General features: G+C 64.6%; 17 protein-coding genes. 11 read left to right on the top strand and 6 right to left on the bottom strand.

Going from position 1 to position 17,398, the window contains the following annotated elements:
* The first annotated feature begins 1 nt into the window (after position 1).
* From ctaD to OIN59_RS18350, 5 genes are all read left to right on the top strand, one after another.
* Positions 2 to 1,633 carry a cytochrome c oxidase subunit I gene (gene ctaD / locus OIN59_RS18370; protein WP_274112506.1) on the top strand — a complete coding sequence of 544 codons (1,632 nt, stop codon included), beginning with the start codon at positions 2 to 4 and terminating at the stop codon, positions 1,631 to 1,633.
* An 11-nt stretch (positions 1,634 to 1,644) separates the two neighbouring features.
* Positions 1,645 to 1,755, top strand: coding sequence for a cytochrome oxidase small assembly protein (locus tag OIN59_RS18365; RefSeq protein WP_274112540.1), 111 nt, complete (start codon positions 1,645 to 1,647; stop codon positions 1,753 to 1,755).
* A gap of 17 nt (positions 1,756 to 1,772) precedes the next feature.
* Positions 1,773 to 2,408 carry a cytochrome c oxidase assembly protein gene (locus OIN59_RS18360; protein ID WP_274112504.1) on the top strand — a complete coding sequence of 212 codons (636 nt, stop codon included), beginning with the start codon at positions 1,773 to 1,775 and terminating at the stop codon, positions 2,406 to 2,408.
* Positions 2,405 to 2,632, top strand: coding sequence for a DUF2970 domain-containing protein (locus tag OIN59_RS18355; RefSeq protein WP_274112503.1), 228 nt, complete (start codon positions 2,405 to 2,407; stop codon positions 2,630 to 2,632). Before OIN59_RS18360 ends, OIN59_RS18355 begins: the two co-directional genes overlap by 4 nt.
* Before the next feature lie 118 nt (positions 2,633 to 2,750).
* Complete coding sequence (locus OIN59_RS18350; RefSeq protein ID WP_274112502.1) at positions 2,751 to 3,632, top strand: cytochrome c oxidase subunit 3; 882 nt, start codon at positions 2,751 to 2,753, stop codon at positions 3,630 to 3,632.
* A gap of 124 nt (positions 3,633 to 3,756) precedes the next feature.
* Here OIN59_RS18350 and OIN59_RS18345 read toward each other — a convergent pair whose 3' ends face one another.
* Positions 3,757 to 3,978, bottom strand: a complete 222-nt coding sequence (locus OIN59_RS18345) for a twin transmembrane helix small protein (RefSeq protein WP_015015500.1) — start codon at positions 3,976 to 3,978, stop codon at positions 3,757 to 3,759.
* A 15-nt stretch (positions 3,979 to 3,993) separates the two neighbouring features.
* Here OIN59_RS18345 and OIN59_RS18340 point away from each other — a divergent pair, with 15 nt between their 5' ends.
* From OIN59_RS18340 to OIN59_RS18320, 5 genes are read left to right on the top strand one after another with little or no spacing between them, the layout of a single operon-like run.
* A complete protein-coding gene (locus OIN59_RS18340; RefSeq protein ID WP_274112501.1) occupies positions 3,994 to 4,782 on the top strand; it encodes an SURF1 family protein in 789 nt (262 codons plus the stop codon).
* Entirely contained in the window at positions 4,724 to 5,479 is a 756-nt protein-coding gene (locus OIN59_RS18335) for a hypothetical protein (protein ID WP_274112500.1), read from the top strand. Before OIN59_RS18340 ends, OIN59_RS18335 begins: the two co-directional genes overlap by 59 nt.
* The gene (locus OIN59_RS18330; protein WP_274112499.1) at positions 5,476 to 6,657 is read left to right on the top strand and encodes a COX15/CtaA family protein; all 1,182 of its coding nucleotides are present in this window, start codon (positions 5,476 to 5,478) and stop codon (positions 6,655 to 6,657) included. Before OIN59_RS18335 ends, OIN59_RS18330 begins: the two co-directional genes overlap by 4 nt.
* Positions 6,654 to 7,556: a heme o synthase gene (cyoE, locus tag OIN59_RS18325; protein WP_274112498.1), complete on the top strand. Its 903-nt coding sequence runs from the start codon at positions 6,654 to 6,656 to the stop codon at positions 7,554 to 7,556. The genes OIN59_RS18330 and cyoE overlap by 4 nt, the downstream gene beginning before the upstream one ends.
* A gap of 5 nt (positions 7,557 to 7,561) precedes the next feature.
* Positions 7,562 to 8,176 (top strand): SCO family protein, encoded by a 615-nt coding sequence (locus tag OIN59_RS18320; protein WP_274112497.1) that lies wholly within the window; start codon positions 7,562 to 7,564, stop codon positions 8,174 to 8,176.
* A gap of 53 nt (positions 8,177 to 8,229) precedes the next feature.
* Here OIN59_RS18320 and OIN59_RS18315 read toward each other — a convergent pair whose 3' ends face one another.
* The 5 genes from OIN59_RS18315 to ftsY form a co-directional block, all read right to left on the bottom strand.
* Positions 8,230 to 9,267, bottom strand: coding sequence for a Bug family tripartite tricarboxylate transporter substrate binding protein (locus OIN59_RS18315; protein ID WP_274112496.1), 1,038 nt, complete (start codon positions 9,265 to 9,267; stop codon positions 8,230 to 8,232).
* A gap of 115 nt (positions 9,268 to 9,382) precedes the next feature.
* The gene (gene rpoH, locus OIN59_RS18310; protein WP_274112495.1) at positions 9,383 to 10,324 is read right to left on the bottom strand and encodes an RNA polymerase sigma factor RpoH; all 942 of its coding nucleotides are present in this window, start codon (positions 10,322 to 10,324) and stop codon (positions 9,383 to 9,385) included.
* Between the two features lie 186 nt (positions 10,325 to 10,510).
* Positions 10,511 to 11,593, bottom strand: a complete 1,083-nt coding sequence (locus tag OIN59_RS18305) for a hypothetical protein (protein WP_274112494.1) — start codon at positions 11,591 to 11,593, stop codon at positions 10,511 to 10,513.
* A 129-nt stretch (positions 11,594 to 11,722) separates the two neighbouring features.
* On the bottom strand, positions 11,723 to 14,371 hold the full coding sequence (locus OIN59_RS18300) for an EAL domain-containing protein (RefSeq protein ID WP_274112493.1): 2,649 nt from the start codon (positions 14,369 to 14,371) through the stop codon (positions 11,723 to 11,725).
* A gap of 112 nt (positions 14,372 to 14,483) precedes the next feature.
* Positions 14,484 to 15,929: a signal recognition particle-docking protein FtsY gene (gene ftsY / locus OIN59_RS18295; protein ID WP_274112492.1), complete on the bottom strand. Its 1,446-nt coding sequence runs from the start codon at positions 15,927 to 15,929 to the stop codon at positions 14,484 to 14,486.
* A gap of 28 nt (positions 15,930 to 15,957) precedes the next feature.
* Between ftsY and OIN59_RS18290 the strand changes: the two genes are divergently transcribed.
* Positions 15,958 to 17,391 (top strand): M16 family metallopeptidase, encoded by a 1,434-nt coding sequence (locus OIN59_RS18290; RefSeq protein ID WP_274112491.1) that lies wholly within the window; start codon positions 15,958 to 15,960, stop codon positions 17,389 to 17,391.
* Positions 17,392 to 17,398: the final 7 nt, after the last annotated feature.

The raw sequence follows: 17,398 nt of genomic DNA, 5'->3' as shown, positions 1-17,398 counted from the left end.
CATGAGCGCAGTTCTCGACAACCACGGGCACGCTGGCGACCACGCACACGACGGCCACGGACACCATGGCCCCACCGGCTGGCGCCGCTGGGTGTTTGCCACCAACCACAAAGACATCGGTACGTTGTATCTGCTGTTCTCGTTCACCATGCTGATGGTCGGCGGCATCCTGGCCCTGCTGATCCGTGCCGAGCTGTTCCAGCCTGGCCTGCAACTGGTCAACCCCGAGCTGTTCAACCAGCTGACCACCATGCACGGCCTGATCATGGTGTTCGGCGCGATCATGCCGGCCTTCGTGGGCTTTGCGAACTGGATGATCCCGCTGCAGATCGGTGCATCCGATATGGCGTTCGCCCGCATGAACAACTTCAGCTTCTGGCTGATGATTCCTGCCGCACTGATGCTCGTGAGCTCGTTCTTCATGCCCGGTGGCGCGCCTGCTGCCGGCTGGACGCTGTACGCACCGCTGACGCTGCAGATGGGCCCTTCCATGGACGCTGGCATCTTCGCGATGCACATCCTGGGTGCCTCGTCCATCATGGGCTCGATCAACATCATCGTGACCATCCTCAACATGCGCGCCCCCGGCATGACGCTGATGAAGATGCCCATGTTTGCGTGGACTTGGCTCATTACCGCCTACCTGCTGATCGCCGTGATGCCTGTGCTGGCTGGCGCCATCACCATGACGCTGACGGACCGCCACTTCGGCACCAGCTTCTTCAACCCCGCCGGTGGCGGTGACCCGGTGATGTACCAGCACATCTTCTGGTTCTTCGGCCACCCCGAGGTGTACATCATGATCTTGCCGGCCTTCGGCATCATCAGCCAGATCGTGCCTGCGTTCGCCCGCAAGAAGCTGTTTGGCTACGCCTCCATGGTGTACGCCACCTCGTCCATCGCCATCCTGTCGTTCATTGTGTGGGCCCACCACATGTTCACGACCGGTATGCCTGTGACCGGCCAGCTGTTCTTCATGTATGCCACCATGCTGATCTCCGTGCCCACGGCCGTGAAGATCTTCAACTGGGTTGCCACCATGTGGCGCGGCTCCATGACGTTTGAAACCCCCATGCTGTTTGCTGTGGGCTTCATCTTCGTGTTCACCATGGGTGGTTTCACCGGCCTGATCCTGGCCATGGCTCCCATCGACATTCAGCTGCAAGACACCTATTACGTGGTGGCCCACTTCCACTACGTGCTGGTGGCTGGTTCGCTGTTCTCCATGTTCGCTGGCGTGTACTACTGGCTGCCCAAGTGGACGGGCGTGATGTATTCCGAAACGCGTGGCCAGATCCATTTCTGGGGTTCGCTGATCACTTTCAACATCACCTTCTTCCCCATGCACTTCCTGGGCCTGGCTGGCATGCCCCGCCGCTACGCCGACTACCCCATGCAATTCGCAGACTTCAACGCGATTGCTTCGGTGGGTGCCTTGGGCTTCGGTCTGATGCAGGTGTTTTTCTTCCTGGCCGTGGTAGTTCCCGCCATGCGTGGCAAGGGTGCCAAGGCCCCTGCCAAGCCATGGGACGGTGCCGAAGGGCTGGAGTGGGAAGTGCCTTCCCCAGCGCCTTTCCACACGTTTGAGAATCCTCCCAAGCTGGACGCTACCGCAACCCGCGTGATTGGCTGAACACCATGTCCATGACCCCCGAGCAAAAAAAGAGCAACCTGCGGCTGGCGCTGATCCTGGCGTCCGTGGCGGTGGTGTTTTTTGTCGGGTTCATGGTCAAGGTGGTGATGCTGTCCCGCTGAAGCCACCGGCCAACTCCATGAGCCTGCACCGCGAAAACGCCAAGATGGTCGGCAAGCTGGTCGTGATCGCGGCTGGCATGTTTGCCTTTGGCTACGTGCTGATCCCGATCTACAAGCACATTTGCGAAATGACGGGCATCAACATTTTGTCGCTGTCGGAGCGGCAGGTGCCTGGCAATGGCGTAGCGGGCCAGGACGTGCGGGTACCCGCCAACACGCAGGTGGATAAGTCGCGCACCATCACGGTGGAGTTTGACGCAAACTCGCGTGGTCCGTGGGACTTCAAGCCGGCGCAGCGTTCCGTGCAGGTGCATCCGGGCGAATTGACGACGGTGATGTACGAGTTTCAGAACGTACAGAACCGCCGCATGGCCGCTCAGGCAATCCCTAGCTATGCGCCCCGCCAGGCTGCTGCGCATTTCAACAAGTTGGAATGTTTTTGCTTTAACCAGTACACGCTGGAGCCGGGTGAAAAGAAAACCTGGCCAGTGGCGTTTGTGATTGATCCGAAATTGTCCAAAGACGTCACCACCATCACGCTGTCGTACACCTTCTTCGAGGTGGGTGGCAAGACGCCGGCGGCACCTGAATCGACGGCGGCTGCGGTGTTGCCTGGACTCGCTTCGCCGGACGTGCGAGGAGCGGGGTCATGAGCGCGCCGCTGGAGTCGTCGGCAGACGTCAAGCCCGTGAACCGCAAGGGATCGTTGCTGCGCACGGTACGTGCGGTGGCTTGGTCGTTGATTGGCTTGCGCAAAGGCAGCGAGTACCAGCAAGATGTCGAAAAGCTCAATCCGATTCACATCATTGTGGTGGGATTGATCGCGGTTTTCTTCCTGGTGATCGGCCTGATCGGGCTGGTGAATTGGGTGGTGTGACCGGTTGGCCAATGGATGGATCTGGGCCGGTTGAGTGAAGTGAGTGAATGAATGTCTGTGTTGGCTGGTTCGTGCGAACAAATACTGAAAACAAAGATTTTGAGAGTCAGGAGCTGAAATGAGTGCATCAACCCACGGCGGAACCCCGTACTACTATGTGCCCGCCGAGTCCCGTCACCCGGTGATGGCCGCGGCCGGTCTGTTCTTTGTGATCCTGGGCGCAGGCCAATGGGTCAATGGCCATGACTGGGGTAAATATTCCCTGGCCGTGGGGCTGGTGTGGTGGCTGTTCACGCTGTACCAATGGTTTGGCGACGCAGTGCGCGAGAGCGAGGGTGGCCTGTATGGTCACAAGATCGATCTGTCGTACCGCTGGAGCATGAGCTGGTTCATCTTCTCCGAGGTGATGTTTTTCGGCGCGTTCTTCACGGCCTTGTGGTGGGCGCGCGCGCACTCGGTGCCTGCGTTGGGCAGCTTGGACAATGCGCTGTTGTGGCCTGACTTCAAGGCCGTGTGGCCCAGCCTGGCTGCAGGTGTCACCGCTTCGCCAGCGGGCATCATCGAGCCCTTCCAGACCGTGGGCCCCTTCTGGCTGCCCACCATCAACACAGCGCTGCTGCTGACCTCGGGTGTGACGCTGACCATCGCCCACCACGCCCTGCGTGAGAACCACCGTGGCAAGACCATCGGCTTCATGTGGGCCACGGTGCTGCTGGGTTTTGTCTTCTTGTTGGTGCAAGGCTATGAGTACTACCACCTGTACACCGACCTGAACCTCAAGCTCAGCTCGGGCGTGTTCGGTTCCACGTTCTTCATGCTCACCGGGTTTCACGGCTTCCACGTGTTCCTGGGCATGCTGATGCTGCTGGTGATTACGCTGCGCCTGCAAAAGGGCCACTTCACGGCTGACAAGCACTTTGGCTTTGAAGGTGCAGCCTGGTACTGGCACTTTGTGGACGTGGTCTGGCTGGGTCTGTACGTGCTGGTGTACTGGATGTAAACCAGGCCCCAGACGCCATGAAAAAAGCGCCTCGCGGCGCTTTTTTTGTTCCATCCTGCGGTTGGCGATCTGCGGTGGCCCTCGGAAGGCTCAGCCCCCCAGGGGGCGCGGACAGGAGCCCAGATCAACGTGTGGCGGGCAGGCCGGTGGGTTGGATATATCCCAGTTGCCAGGCCACCAGAATGCACAAAAACAGCACGATGGACAGCCCGACACGCACTGCCAGCGCCTTGGCCATGTGGTTGCCCTTGCTCTTGTCGTCGCGTCCATTGCGCATCATGAAGAACAGAGCTGATGCCAGGCTGGCCAAAATGGCGATGAACGCCAGCACTACGAGGTATTTCATGGAGCACATTATCCCGTGACCCCCCTTCGCCGTCCTGTGGGCCTGCGTTTTTGGCTCATTACCCTGGCTGCTGTGGTGGGCATGCTGGTCACCGCTTCGCTGGGGCGCTGGCAGCTGTCACGTGCCACACAGAAGGAGTCGCTGCAGGCGACGCTCGACACCCGCGCCACCTTGCCCGCGATCGATGGGCGCACGCTGACAGACCCTGCCAGCACAGCGTCCGAGGCGCAGCAGGCCCTGGTACACCGCGCCGTGGTGCTGCAGGGGCGCTGGCTGCCCGAACATACGGTGTACTTGGACAACCGCCAAATGCAGGGGCGCCCTGGCTTCTTTGTGCTCACGCCGCTGCAACTCGCCGGAGCGGGTACCGGGGTGGTGTTGGTGCAGCGCGGGTGGGTGGCTCGCAATTTTCAGGACCGTACGCAGTTGCCCTCGGTGAACACACCGGCTGACACCGAAGTGCGCGTGCAAGGCCGTGTGGCCCTCGCTCCATCGCGTTTGTACGAGTTTCAGGGGGGCGATAGCGCACTGGGGTCTTCCCGCATCCGGCAAAATCTCGACCTGGCAGCGTTCCGCACCGAAACCGGTCTGGCGCTCGCCCCCTTCACGGTGTTACAGACGGGTTCAGTGGGCGACGCAGGCGATGGCCTGCAACGCGACTGGCCTGTGGTCGGCGCAGGCGTCGAAAAACACTACGGTTACGCATTTCAATGGTTCGGGCTCTGCGGCCTGATAGCACTCCTTTATGTCTGGTTCCAAATCGTCCGACGGTTCATTCGCCCGCGCAGCCAGCCTGCCGCCTGACTCCCAGGCTGGTGCCCGTGCGGAGCACCCGCTGGGGCTGACCGTACACACCCTGCCCGAGGCGGGGGACGCCGTCGCCACCGTGCAGCGTGCGCGCCACGGGCGCTGGAAGATGCTGGGCGTGCTGCTGATCTGCGCTGCGCCGGTGGTCGCCTCGTATTTCACCTACTACGTGATCCGTCCCGAGGGCCGACGCAACTATGGCGAGCTGATCCATCCCCAGCGCACGGTGCCAGCGCTCACGGCCTCCACACTCAGTGGTGGGGCAACCCGGCTGGAGTCCCTCAAGGGCCAGTGGTTGCTGGTGAGCGTGGCCGGGGGCGACTGTGACACGGCCTGTCAGAAGCATTTGTATCTGCAGCGCCAGTTGCGCGAGAGCCTGGGCAAGGAAAAGGACCGCGTGGACTGGGTCTGGCTGATCAACGACAACGCCCTGCCACCGCCCGCCCTGGCACCCGCCCTGCAACAAGCGACCGTGTTGCGGATGGAGCCTGATGCGCTCAAGGCCTGGCTGGAACCAGCACCAGGCCAGCAACTGGCGGACCACCTTTACGTCGTGGACCCGATGGGCAACTGGATGATGCGCTTTCCGGCAGCCATGGATACCGGTGGCGCTGCCAAGGCCAAGCGTGACCTGGAGCGCCTGCTGCGCGCTTCGTCTTCGTGGGACGAGCCGGGGCGGCCGGTCAAGCCATGACCAACCCCCAACCGTTGTACGACCTGGCCCCAGTGCTCGAATTGATGCTGCTGGGACTGGTGATTGCGCTGGGGCCGCTTGCCTGGGTGTGGGGGCGCAATCGCCGCAGCTCGCCCATGCGGCGCTTGCAGGCGCTCACGGTGCTGACGCTGTTCCTCACGTTTGACCTGGTGCTGTTCGGCGCCTTCACACGCCTGACCGACTCGGGGCTGGGCTGCCCTGACTGGCCCGGCTGCTACGGCAGTGCCAGCCCGGTGGGCGCCCGTGCCGAAATTTCGGCCGCCCAAGAGGCCATGCCCACGGGTCCGGTGACCCATGGCAAGGCCTGGGTCGAGATGATCCACCGCTACCTCGCCACGGGCGTGGGGGTGCTGATCATTGTGCTGACCGTGTCGTCCTGGGTGCAGCAACGGCGTGCCCGGCGAGATGGCGGGCAAGCGCCACCGCTCAGCCCCTGGTGGCCCACGGTGACCTTGTTGTGGGTGTGCCTGCAAGGTGCGTTTGGCGCACTCACTGTGACCATGAAGCTCTTTCCCGCCATCGTCACCCTGCACCTGATCGGTGGCCTGGTGCTGTTGGCACTGCTGTGTGTGCAGGCGGTGCGCCACACCCACAGCGCCCAGGGGCGCCCATCGGTGGTCTTGTCGCCAGCGCTGCGCTGGGGGCTGGTGGTCACCGCGCTGCTGCTGGCCTTCCAGGTGGTGCTAGGTGGCTGGGTCAGCACCAACTACGCCGTGCTGGCGTGCACCACCTTCCCCACGTGCCAGGACAGTTGGTGGCCCGCCATGGACTTTGCCCAGGGGTTTCAAATCTGGCGCAAGCTGGGCATGCTGCAAGACGGCAGCCACATCAGCTTTGCCGCGCTCACTGCCATCCACTATGTACACCGTCTGATGGCCTATCTGGTGCTGCTGGCGCTGGGCCTGGTGGCCTGGCGTTTTCACCGCAGCGGCGTGTTGCCCGCGCAGACACGCTGGCTCGCCGGGCTGGCCTTGCTGCAACTGGTGACGGGCTTGTCCAATGTGGTGTTGGACTGGCCTCTGGTGGCGGCAGTGCTGCACACCGGTGGTGCCGCAGCCCTGGTGGTGGTGTTGACCTGGGCCCTGGTGTCCAGCCGCGCGGTGCCCGCGCCCCGAGAGTTTTCCGCGCCCACGGGCGCATCGAGAGTATCTGCATGAGTGTTGCCCCATCCGCCGTTGCTGCGCCGCCTTCGCGGTTTCAGCAGTTTTATGCGCTGACCAAGCCCCGCGTGGTGCAGCTCATCGTGTTTTGTGCGCTGATCGGTATGGTGCTGGCCGTGCCTGGTCTGCCCAACGCTGCGCAGCTGGGCCACATGGCCGTGGCCAGCCTGGGTGTGTGGCTGGTGGCGGGTGCTGCCGCCGCGTTCAACTGCATCGTCGAGCAAGGCATCGACGCCAAGATGAAGCGCACCGCCTGGCGCCCCACGGCCAAGGGCGAGTTGTCCAACGCGCAGACCCTGCTGTTCTCGGCCGTGTTGTGTGCCGCAGGCTCTGTGCTGCTGTATGTGTGGATCAACCCGCTGACCATGTGGCTGACGTTCGCCACCTTTGTGGGTTACGCGGTGGTCTACACCGTGATCCTCAAACCATTGACACCCCAGAACATCGTGATCGGCGGCGCCTCGGGGGCCATGCCGCCGGTGCTGGGCTGGGCAGCCATGACCAACGATGTGGGGCCAGAGGCGCTCATCCTGTTCCTCATCATCTTTTTGTGGACGCCGCCGCATTTCTGGGCGCTGGCCTTGTACCGGGTGGAGGACTACCGCAAGTCCGGCCTGCCTATGTTGCCCGTCACGCATGGCAACGAGTTCACGCGGTTGCAGGTCTTCCTGTACACCCTGATCCTGCTGGCCGGGTGCATGATGCCGTTCATCTACGGCATGAGTTCCTGGATCTATCTGGTCGCGGCCGTGCTGCTGAGCTTGGGTTTTTGTGGGTATGCGTTTGCCCTGTGGCGCAATTATTCGGACGCCCTGGCCCGCAAGACCTTCCGCTTTTCCCTTATCCACCTGAGCGTGCTGTTTGCTGCGCTGCTGGTGGACCACTATGTGCTGTGATCTCCATGCAGAAACGAAACGCTCTTAAATTGATAGCTGCTGGCGCAATATCCGTATGCGCTACAGGCCTCTTGGGCGCATGTTCCGAGAAAAAGGCCGAGTTCCGGGGGGTGGATGTCACAGGCGCCGAATACGCCCGCGATATTCCCCTGACCGACCACAACGGCCAGCCACGCCACATTAAGGACTTCGCCGGCAAGGTGGTGGTGGTGTTCTTCGGCTACACCCAATGCCCAGACGTATGCCCCACGTCGATGCAGGAGCTGGCCGAGGTCAAGCAGATGCTGGGCAAGGACGGCGGCCGCCTGCAGGGCATTTTTGTGACGGTGGACCCAGAGCGCGACACGCCCGAGGTGCTCAAGGCCTACATGGCCAACTTCGACCCGAGCTTTTTGGCGCTGCATGGCACCCCCGAGCAGCTGGCCGCAGTCGCCAAGGACTTCAAGATCTACTACAAGAAGGTCGATGGCAAAACGCCCACCAGCTACACCATGGACCACTCGGCAGGCAGCTACGTGTACGACCCCGCAGGGCGCCTGCGGGTCTACAACCGCTATGGCAGCGGTGCGCAGGCCCTGGCGGCCGATGTGAAGGTGTTGTTGGCTGAGGCCGGGGGCTAGAGCCCAGGCCACTGGCGACCTGGGCGCTGCGATAGGCCCAGCGGCCTCTGGGTTTATTCGACCTTGATGCCGCGCATCGCAATCACGCCGCCCAGCAGGTTGGTGTCGGCCTTGATGCGGTTGGCTAGGCCTTCGGGCGACGAACCTACCGTTTGCCACCCTTGCTGGAACAACTTGCCGCGCACCTCTTCGCTGCGCGCAATCTCGCTGATCAGTGCGGCCAGCTTGGCCTGGATGGGCTTGGGCATGGTGGAGGGTGCGGCAAACGCGTTCCAGATCTCCAGGTTGAAGTTGCTGATGCCTGCCTCAGCCAGGCTGGGGACTTCGGGCGCCAACGGGCTGCGCCCGGAGGACGTCACACCGATCGCACGCAGCTTGCCCGCACGCATCTGGGCTTGGGCCAGAGCGGGGGGCAGCAGCGCCATCTGCAACTGGCCACCCAGCATCGCATTGGCCACTTGTGGATAGCCGGGGTAGGGCACATGCACGGGGTTGATGTTGCTGCGCGCCTTGAGCAGCTCGGTGCCGATGTGGCCCACCGTGCCTACGCCCGGCGTGCCATAGCTCCACTTGTCGCCGCCATTGCGCGCCGCCACAAAGAAGTCGCGGGCGCTGACGTTGGCAGGCACGCCAGGCTGGTTGACGGGCGCCGTCAGGATCAGCGGCGAGGTGCCAATCAGGCTGAGCGGTGCCAGGTCTTTGATGGGGTCATACGGCACGGCCGGGTTCAGCAGCTTGGCAATCGTCATGTTGCCGTTGATCATCAGTCCGATGGTGTGGTCGTCACGGGCCTTGGCCACTGCATCGGCACCAATGTTTCCGCCCGCGCCCACCTTGTTGTCCACGATGACGGGCTGGCCCAGGGCCTTGGACAGGGGCTCCGAGAACGTGCGCGCAGTCAGGTCGGGCGATGAGCCTGCCGGAAAGCCCACGATGATCTTCAGGGGCTTGGTGGGCCAGGCCAGCGGTGCGGGCGCTGCGGCGGTCTTGCCGGTGTTCTGCGCCAGGGCCCAGGGGGACGCGGCTGCCAGCGCAATCAGCAGCGAAGCACGGCGGGAAACACGACCAGAGAGGGCGGGACGTGATGGCATAGGGTGCAATCTCCTTGAAGAATATTTGGGGGCCAAAACGACACGGGGCCCCAGAACTGGGGCCCCGTGAGGCAACTTCTGCAGCCGGGGATGTTAACCCCACGGTCTGTCCCATTCAGGCGTATTCAGCCAGCGCCTTTTTCATCTTCTTCATGGCAGCCACTTCGATTTGGCGAATGCGCTCGGCGCTCACGCCATAGACAGCGGCCAGGTCGTGCAGCGTCATGCCGCCGGTACCGTCGTCGTTGACCTTGAGCCAGCGTTCTTCCACGATGCGGCGGCTGCGGTCGTCCAGGCTGGCTAGGGCGTTGGCAATACCGTCGGTGGCCAGAGCGTCGCGCTGGCGCGACTCGATCATGGCCGTGGGTTCGTGCGAAGCATCTGCCAGGTAGGCAATGGGGCCAAACGCCTGCTCGCCATCGTCAGACGGAGCCGGGTCCAGCAGCACATCGCCACCCGCCATGCGGGTTTCCATTTCGATGACTTCTTCGCGCTTCACATTGAGTTGCGTGGCCACGGCGTCGATCTCGTGGTCAGACAAGGTGTCGCGGTGCGTGGCCGCGTCCGCAGCCGAGGCGTCGGCCTTGAAGCCCTGCTTCATGGAGCGCAGGTTGAAGAACAGCTTGCGCTGCGCCTTGGTGGTCGCCACCTTGACCATGCGCCAGTTCTTCAGGATGTATTCATGGATCTCGGCCTTGATCCAGTGCATGGCGTAGCTCACCAAGCGCACGCCCTGATCGGGGTCAAAGCGCTTGACGGCCTTCATCAGGCCCACATTGCCTTCCTGGATCAGGTCGCCATGGGGCAGGCCGTAGCCCAGATACTGGCGTGCAATCGAAACCACGAGGCGCAGGTGCGACATCACCAGCCGACCGGCGGCGTCCAGGTCGTTGTTTTCCTTGAGCTGGCGCGCGTAGGTCTGCTCTTCTTCGTGCGTGAGCAGGGGCAGGCGGTTGACGGCCGAAATGTAGGCGTCCAGGTTGCCCAGCGGGGGCACCAGCGCCCAAGGGTTGGCGGGTGCCAGAGACATCGTCGCGGTTCCAGATTGAATGTTCATTCCGGGAATCCTTTCCTCTAAGCCATGATATTAGCACTCTCTCTGATTGAGTGCTAAGCCCGGAGTTCCCGTCGGGTTGCCCATCGGCACCGTTTGACATGATTTGAGCAAAATTGCTATCTTGTGCCTATCTAGCATACCTTTGTAGCTATAAAAAATATAGTAATTGCTTGCCGATACATCGCGTCAGACGCTCAGATCCACCTGCTGCACCGTGCCCACGCTGCCGTTTTCTCGCAGGTAGGCGCTGGTGGAGCGCACAGTGCCCAGGCTGGTGTTGTCGGCGGTGCGCAGGGCAAACGGGGTGGCGACGGCGTTGGTGGACAGTGCGCCCACGCCCACGTCGGCCAGGGGGCGCAGGCTGCCTGCCCCCTCGGCTCCATCCACCGATGGAGTCCACACCTGCAGTTGCTGAAAGACCGGGTCCGCCTCATCAATCCAGCCGTTGCCGTCACTGTCGTGCGCGGCCAGTTCGGCAAAGCCGTTGCCGGTGCCAGGGCCAAACAGCTCCCGGCCGTTGTCGATGCGGCCGTTGTGGTTCAGGTCCAGGGCCAAGTAGCCCCGGTTGCCTGCGAGCAGGGGCACGTTTTCGGTCTGGCCGTCGCTGTCCAGGTCGAACGCAAAGCGCAGGTCCTGCAATTGCGCGGCCGATCCATCGAAGTTGATGACTAGTGGGTCTACCGCCGCAGCATCCCCCAGGCGCAGGCTGAACGAAGACTCCTGGCGGTAGCTGCGCTGCATGTCCAACTGCAGGCTGAAGCGGATTTCCCGCCCATCGGCGGTGCGCACGACGCCTTGGGCGGCGAACTGGGTGCTTTCGGTTTCTACGACCACCTCGCGTTGCTCCACCAGCAGACCCCACCCGGCACGGGGACGGCCTGCATCGGCCGGGGGTGTTGTGGCCGGGCGGCTTGCGGGTGTGGCGGATGTTGACGGTGCGGGTGCAGTCTGGCCGGTGTACACCCGCACCTGCACGCCTGTCATGCGGGTGATGAGGTCGCGGATCATGGCCAGCTGGGGCGTCAGGCCGTCGTCGGGGCTGCTGTCAGACACGGCATCTGTGGCGTGGGTGGGGTCGCTGGCCTCCTGGGCGGCGCGGGCCAGGCGCGCGGCGTTGGAGATCTGTACGGCCGGGGCCGCTCGGGCGAGGCCGGGAGGGCTGGCGGGGCGGCGGTCGCCCACCCAGGCTTCGAAGCGGCTGCTTTGGGTGTGCACGCGGCTGGCCACGTGCTGGGCCTGCATTTGCAGGGCGGACGATTCAATCTTCATGGGACACCTCCACGGTTTCCACAGAGAGATATCGACGCCCCGGGCCCAGAACTTGAATCCTGCCTTTTCCCCTTTTCCCCTTTTCCCCTTGTTGCCTGATGGACTGAGCAGTGACGGCACCCACCCGCGCTACATGCCCTGCCGGACCCGGCTTTCAAAATCTTCCAGCGTCAGCGGGCGGCCAAACAGGTAGCCCTGGAAGGCCTGGCAGCCATGGGTCAGCAGAAACTGGTGGTGGGCGGTGGTCTCCACCCCCTCGGCGATCACGGCCAGGCCCAGGCTACCAGCCAGCGCGATGATGGAGCGGGCGATGGCGGCGTCGCTCGCGTCCAGCAGCACATCGCGCACAAAGCCCTGGTCGATCTTGATCTGGTCCAGCGGCAGGCGCTTGAGGTAACTGAGCGACGAGTAGCCCGTGCCAAAGTCATCCAGCGAAAACCCCAGGCCATGGGCCTTGAGGGCGCGCATGGTGGCAATCACGCTGTCCACGTTGTCCAGCAGCAGGCTTTCGGTCAGTTCCAGCTTGATCTGTGCGGGGTTGGTGCCGGTCTGCTGCACCAGCGCCAGCACCCGGGCCACAAAGTCGTCCTGCAAGAACTGGCGCGCGCTCACGTTGATGGCCAGGCTCAGGTGCGCAAACAGCGGGTCTTGCTGCCAGCGGGCCTGCTGGCGCAGGGCGGTTTCCATGACCCATTGGCCCAGCGGCAGGATCAGGCCCGATTCTTCGGCCAGCGGGATGAACTCCGACGGCGGCACCATGCCCTGCACGGGGTGCTGCCAGCGCACCAAGGCCTCCGCGCCGGTCACCCGGCCCTGGCTGTCCACCTGCGGCTGGTACAGCAGCAGGAACTGCGCGCGGCGCAGGCCGTTGTGCAGTTCGGTCTCCAGCAGCGCGCGGCGGTTCACGGCCTGCTGCATGTCGGGATCAAAAAAACGCAGCGTGTTGCGCCCTGCGTCTTTGGCGCGGTACATGGCCATGTCGGCCTGCTTGAGCACCTCGTCCACCGAGTCGCGCTGGTGGTTAAGCAGCGTCACGCCAATGCTGGCTGAGAAGTGGTGCTCGTGCCCCGCCAGTTCGTAGGGCAGGCGCAGCTGCGCCAGGATTAGCTCGCCCAGCGTGCGCGCCTGTGCGGCGGCCTCGGGGGCGTCGCTGCTCAGGTTCTGCAGCACCACCACAAACTCGTCACCGCCCAGTCGGGCCACGGTGTCCTGCTCGCGCACGCAACCGCGCAGGCGCTGGGCCACGTCCTTGAGCAGCAGGTCGCCCACCTCGTGGCCTCGGGTGTCGTTCAAGGTCTTGAAGTTGTCCAGGTCCACAAACAGCACGGCCGTGGTCAGGCCGGATCGCGCGCCGTTGACCAGCACCTGCTGCAGCCGGTCCACCAGCAGGCGGCGATTGGGCAACTGGGTGAGTGCGTCGTAGAACGCCAGGTAGCGGGCCTCGTCCTCGGCGGCCTTGCGGCCCGAGATGTCGATGTCGATGCAGAACATCTCCGGCGGGTGGCCGGGTACCTGGATGTAGGCGTGGCTGGAGAAGACATGCACCGGCGTGCCGTCCTTGCGCTGCAACTGCAGCTCGCCCGCCGGGATGGCCTCGCCAGTGGCGAACATGTGCTGCATGTGGGCCCTAACGTCGTTGCGCATGGGCGGGGGGATGATGAGGTCCAGCAGGTTGCTGCCCAGGGCTTCTTCGGCGGTGTAGCCGTACAGCTGCTCGGACGCCTGGTTCCAGTAGCTGGTGGAGCCGTCTTGCAGGTAACCCTGCACCGAGATGGACGGAATGTTGCGCAGCAGCGAGCGAAAGCGCAGCTCGGACTCGCGCAGCGCGCTCTCGGCCTGCTTGCGCTTGGTGATGTCGCGGGCCAGGAAAACCACCGCCGCCTGGCCGCCCACCTGCACGCCCAGGGGTTGGGTGCGCCCTTCGAACTGGCGTAGCCCCGACAGGGTCTGCATCTCGTACTCCACGCTGTGGGTCTGGCCGGACCGCAGCGTCTCCCGGATCAGTGCCATGAACCGGTCGGCCTGCTCGGCGGGCAGCACGTCGTGCAGTCGCTTGCCCACGAGCTCCCGGGTGCTGGCGACCAGCGCGGCATCGTTGGGAGACAGCACCTCCACATACCGGCCTTGGGCGTCCAGCACCAGCAGCACATCGGGGATGGCCTGCGTGATGGCATGCAGGCGCGCTGCCGTGCCGGTCAGTGCCCGCTCGGTGGCCATGCGCTGCTCCACGTCGTGCAGCAGCAAGCCCAGCACCACGGTGGCGGGGGTGAAGGTCAGCAGATAGGGCAGGGCCAGCGTCTGGTTGATGCGCTGCACGGCCTCGGCAGGCAGCAGCTGAAACAGGGCAACCACCGCTGTGTGCAGCAACAGCCCGAACAGCGCGAGGGTGATGGGCTCCACCCCTAGCCGCCCCCGGGCGCGGCCCTCGCGGTACACCAGCCCCATGGCAGTGCACAGCACGATCACCATCAGCCCTACTTCGGCGCCCGCGCCACCCAGCCACAGGCGGCCGGTGGCGGCCATCAGCGCTGCAATGCCAGCCACCAGCGGGCCGCCAAACAGGCCTGCCATGCTCAGCACCACCGAGCGTGCATCAAAGATCACGCCCGGCATCAGCACCACGGGGGTGAGCATGCCCACCACACAGATGCCGCCGAAGATCAACCCCGAAAAGACCTGGCCCACCCACGGGTGCTGGCGCCAGACGCGGATGTTGAAACCATGCAGAAAGCACAGCGCCAGCAGCAGCGCAACGCCTTTGACCAGCTCAATGAACATGGGCCTCCGTGCTTTCCGAGGGGAAAGCCCATGATGGAGGAAACGTTGCGATCCGTAAACGTGTAAATGGCCTCGAACGGGCCGTTGCTCAAGGGGGGGCAGAGCCTGGGGCTCAGCTCAGCAACGCCTGCGCAAACTCTCGGGCGTTGAAGGTTTCCAGGTCTTCGAGCTTTTCACCCACGCCGATGAAATACACCGGGACCGGCCGCTCCTGCGCAATGGCGGCCAGCACGCCGCCCTTGGCCGTGCCGTCGAGTTTGGTCACGATCAGGCCGGTGAGCTGAAGCGCGTCGTCAAACGCGCGCACCTGGGCCAGCGCGTTCTGGCCGGTGTTGCCGTCGATCACCAGCAGCACCTCGTGCGGGGCTGTGGCGTCGGCCTTGGTCACCACGCGGCGGATCTTTTTCAGCTCTTCCATCAGGTGCAGCTGCGTGGGTAGGCGGCCAGCGGTGTCCACCAGCACCACGTCCTTGCCACGCGCCTTGCCAGCAGTCACGGCATCAAAGCTCACGGCGGCTGGGTCGCCGCCTTCCTGGCTCACGATCTCGACCGTGTTGCGGTCGGCCCAGACGCCCAACTGCTCGCGCGCAGCGGCGCGGAAGGTGTCGGCAGCCGCCAGCAACACGGCTGCACCTTCGCCTGCAAGGTGCTTGGTGAGCTTGCCAATGGACGTGGTCTTGCCCGCACCGTTCACGCCCGCCACCATGATCACGGTGGGCGTGTGCTCGCCAATGACCAGGGCTTTTTCGAGCGGGCGCAGCAGGTCGGCCAGCGCATCGGCCAGCAGGCCTTTGACTGCTGCGGGGTCGGTGGTCTTGCTGTCTTTCACGCGGCGCTTGAGGTCCGTCAGCAGGTGCGTGGTGGCCTTCACGCCGGTGTCGGCCATCAGCAGGGCCTCTTCCAGCTCCTCATACAGCGCATCGTCAATCTGAGTGCCGGTAAAGACGGTGGCAATGCTGCTGCCTGTCTTGCGCAGGCCGGCTTTGAGGCGATCCAACCAGCCTTTGCGCTCTGGTGCCGGGGCGAGAGGCGCAGTCACAGCCGCAGCCACTGGTGTAGGCGGTGGTGGAGGCGGTGGTGGAGGCGTGATAGGTGTCGGGGGCGCAACGGGAGCTGGTGCGGGCGCGGCGATGGGCGCCGGAGGCGCTACGGGCGGCAATGCAGGGCTCGCCGCCGCAGGAGCGGTGGCGGGCACTGGGGCAACTGCGGCGGCTGCAGGCGCTGCGGCAGGTTCCGTGGCGGGCGCCGCAGGGGGCATTGCCACGTGCGCTGGAGCGGGCTCGGTTGCGGGCGCAGCGGGGGGCGGTGTGGCGGGCTCAGGGGCTTTGCTGCCAAACGGGTTGCGCAGCCAGCCAAAGCCTGCAGGGGCAGGTGCTGGCACGGGAGCCGCGGTGACCGGCGCAGGCGCGGTGGGGGTAGCCACGGGGGGCGTGGCGGGAGGGGGCGGTGCCACAGGCGCACCGACGGCGGGCGCCTGAGTGCCTACCGGCTGGGCCGGGGCGGGCGCATCGGTGGGGGCTGGCGAAGGAGCGGGCTTTTTCTTGAAAAAACTGAACATTGGCGGGTTCTTAGAATCACCCCATTCTATGAAACGCGCTTTCACCCTACTGGGCCTGCTGGCCTGCCTCTCGTCCGGGGCTGCCTTTGCGGCAACCACCCCGGTGTCTCAACCCTCCACCACGCCGTTCGCCACGGCCTCTGGCGCGCAGCAGTTCACGCTCAAGAACGGCATGCAACTCATCGTGCAGCCCGACCGCCGCGCCCCGACTGCGGTGCACATGGTCTGGGTGCGTGTGGGCTCGATGGACGAGGTGGACGGCACCTCGGGCGTGGCCCATGCGCTGGAGCACATGATGTTCAAGGGCACCAAAACCTTGCCGCCGGGCGAGTTTTCGCGCCGCGTGGCGGCGCTGGGCGGGCGGGAGAATGCATTCACCAGCCGCGACTACACCGGCTACTACCAGCAGATTCCGTCCAACCGGCTGGAGGATGTGATGAAGCTCGAATCGGACCGGTTTGCCAACAACCACTGGCCCGACGAGGAGTTCAAGAAAGAGATCGAGGTCGTCAAGGAAGAGCGCCGCCTGCGCACCGAAGACCAGCCCCGGGCCGTGCTGGCCGAACAATTGTTTGCCGCCACCTTCAACGCGTCGCCCTACCGCCGCCCCATCGTGGGCTGGATGAGCGACCTGGACGCGATGACGCCCGATGACGTGCGCGCCTTCCACCGCCAGTGGTACACCCCCACCAACGCCGCGGTGGTGGTGGCGGGCGATGTGGATGTGGCCCAGGTGCGCGCGCTGGCCGAAAAGTATTACGGCAGCCTGCCCGTGCATGCGCTGCCCGCGCGCAAGCCGCGCACCGAGCCTGAGCAGAAGGGCCTGCGCCGCATCGCCGTCAAGGCCCCGGCAGAGCAGGCCTATGTGGCCCTGGCCTTCCGCGCGCCCAGCCTGGACCGCGTGGACAACCTCACTGACCCAGACCGCGACGCCCTCGCGCTGATGGTGCTGTCGGCCGTGTTCAACGGCTATGACGGTGCACGGCTGGACCGCGCACTGACCCAGGGGCCCAACCGCGTGGCCGACAGCGCCAGCAGCTCCGCCATGGTCACGGGGCGCGGCCCCAGCCTGTTCATGCTCAGCGGCGTGCCTGCTGCGGGCAAGACCGCCCAGCAAGTCGAAGACGCGCTGCGCGCCGAGGTGGCCCGCGTGGCCAAGGATGGGGTGAGCGAGGCCGAGCTGAACCGCGTGAAGACGCAATGGATTGCCTCGACCGTGTACGAGCGCGACTCGGTGATGAGCCAGGCGCAGGAGCTGGGCGGCAACTGGGTGCAGGGCTTTCCGCTGGATGCCAACGAGCGCCTGCTGGCCCTGCTGCGCACCGTGACCCCGGCGCAGGTGCAGGCGGTGGCTGCTCAATATTTTGGTGACGACCAGCTCACCGTGGCCACGCTGCTGCCCCAGCCCCTGGACGCTCCCCGCGCCCGTCCCCAGTTGCCCCCGGGCGCTGCCATCCGCTGAACCCGCC

The sequence above is a fragment of the Acidovorax benzenivorans genome, assembly GCF_028680575.1.
GTDB classification, from domain to species: domain Bacteria; phylum Pseudomonadota; class Gammaproteobacteria; order Burkholderiales; family Burkholderiaceae_C; genus Acidovorax; species Acidovorax benzenivorans.
This window is presented reverse-complemented; position numbering and strand designations above follow the sequence as displayed.

Excerpts from the sequence above, each read along its gene's own strand:
- OIN59_RS18345 (WP_015015500.1), bottom strand. The coding sequence starts at position 3,978 with ATGAAATACCTCGTAGTGCTGGCGTTCATCGCCATTTTGGCCAGCCTG.
- OIN59_RS18335 (WP_274112500.1), top strand. The coding sequence starts at position 4,724 with ATGTCTGGTTCCAAATCGTCCGACGGTTCATTCGCCCGCGCAGCCAGC.
- OIN59_RS18305 (WP_274112494.1), bottom strand. The coding sequence starts at position 11,593 with ATGAAGATTGAATCGTCCGCCCTGCAAATGCAGGCCCAGCACGTGGCC.
- OIN59_RS18360 (WP_274112504.1), top strand. The coding sequence starts at position 1,773 with ATGAGCCTGCACCGCGAAAACGCCAAGATGGTCGGCAAGCTGGTCGTG.
- OIN59_RS18330 (WP_274112499.1), top strand. The coding sequence starts at position 5,476 with ATGACCAACCCCCAACCGTTGTACGACCTGGCCCCAGTGCTCGAATTG.
- cyoE (WP_274112498.1), top strand. The coding sequence starts at position 6,654 with ATGAGTGTTGCCCCATCCGCCGTTGCTGCGCCGCCTTCGCGGTTTCAG.
- OIN59_RS18290 (WP_274112491.1), top strand. The coding sequence starts at position 15,958 with ATGAAACGCGCTTTCACCCTACTGGGCCTGCTGGCCTGCCTCTCGTCC.
- OIN59_RS18355 (WP_274112503.1), top strand. The coding sequence starts at position 2,405 with ATGAGCGCGCCGCTGGAGTCGTCGGCAGACGTCAAGCCCGTGAACCGC.
- ctaD (WP_274112506.1), top strand. The coding sequence starts at position 2 with ATGAGCGCAGTTCTCGACAACCACGGGCACGCTGGCGACCACGCACAC.
- ftsY (WP_274112492.1), bottom strand. The coding sequence starts at position 15,929 with ATGTTCAGTTTTTTCAAGAAAAAGCCCGCTCCTTCGCCAGCCCCCACC.
- OIN59_RS18320 (WP_274112497.1), top strand. The coding sequence starts at position 7,562 with ATGCAGAAACGAAACGCTCTTAAATTGATAGCTGCTGGCGCAATATCC.
- rpoH (WP_274112495.1), bottom strand. The coding sequence starts at position 10,324 with ATGAACATTCAATCTGGAACCGCGACGATGTCTCTGGCACCCGCCAAC.
- OIN59_RS18350 (WP_274112502.1), top strand. The coding sequence starts at position 2,751 with ATGAGTGCATCAACCCACGGCGGAACCCCGTACTACTATGTGCCCGCC.
- OIN59_RS18365 (WP_274112540.1), top strand. The coding sequence starts at position 1,645 with ATGACCCCCGAGCAAAAAAAGAGCAACCTGCGGCTGGCGCTGATCCTG.
- OIN59_RS18300 (WP_274112493.1), bottom strand. The coding sequence starts at position 14,371 with ATGTTCATTGAGCTGGTCAAAGGCGTTGCGCTGCTGCTGGCGCTGTGC.
- OIN59_RS18315 (WP_274112496.1), bottom strand. The coding sequence starts at position 9,267 with ATGCCATCACGTCCCGCCCTCTCTGGTCGTGTTTCCCGCCGTGCTTCG.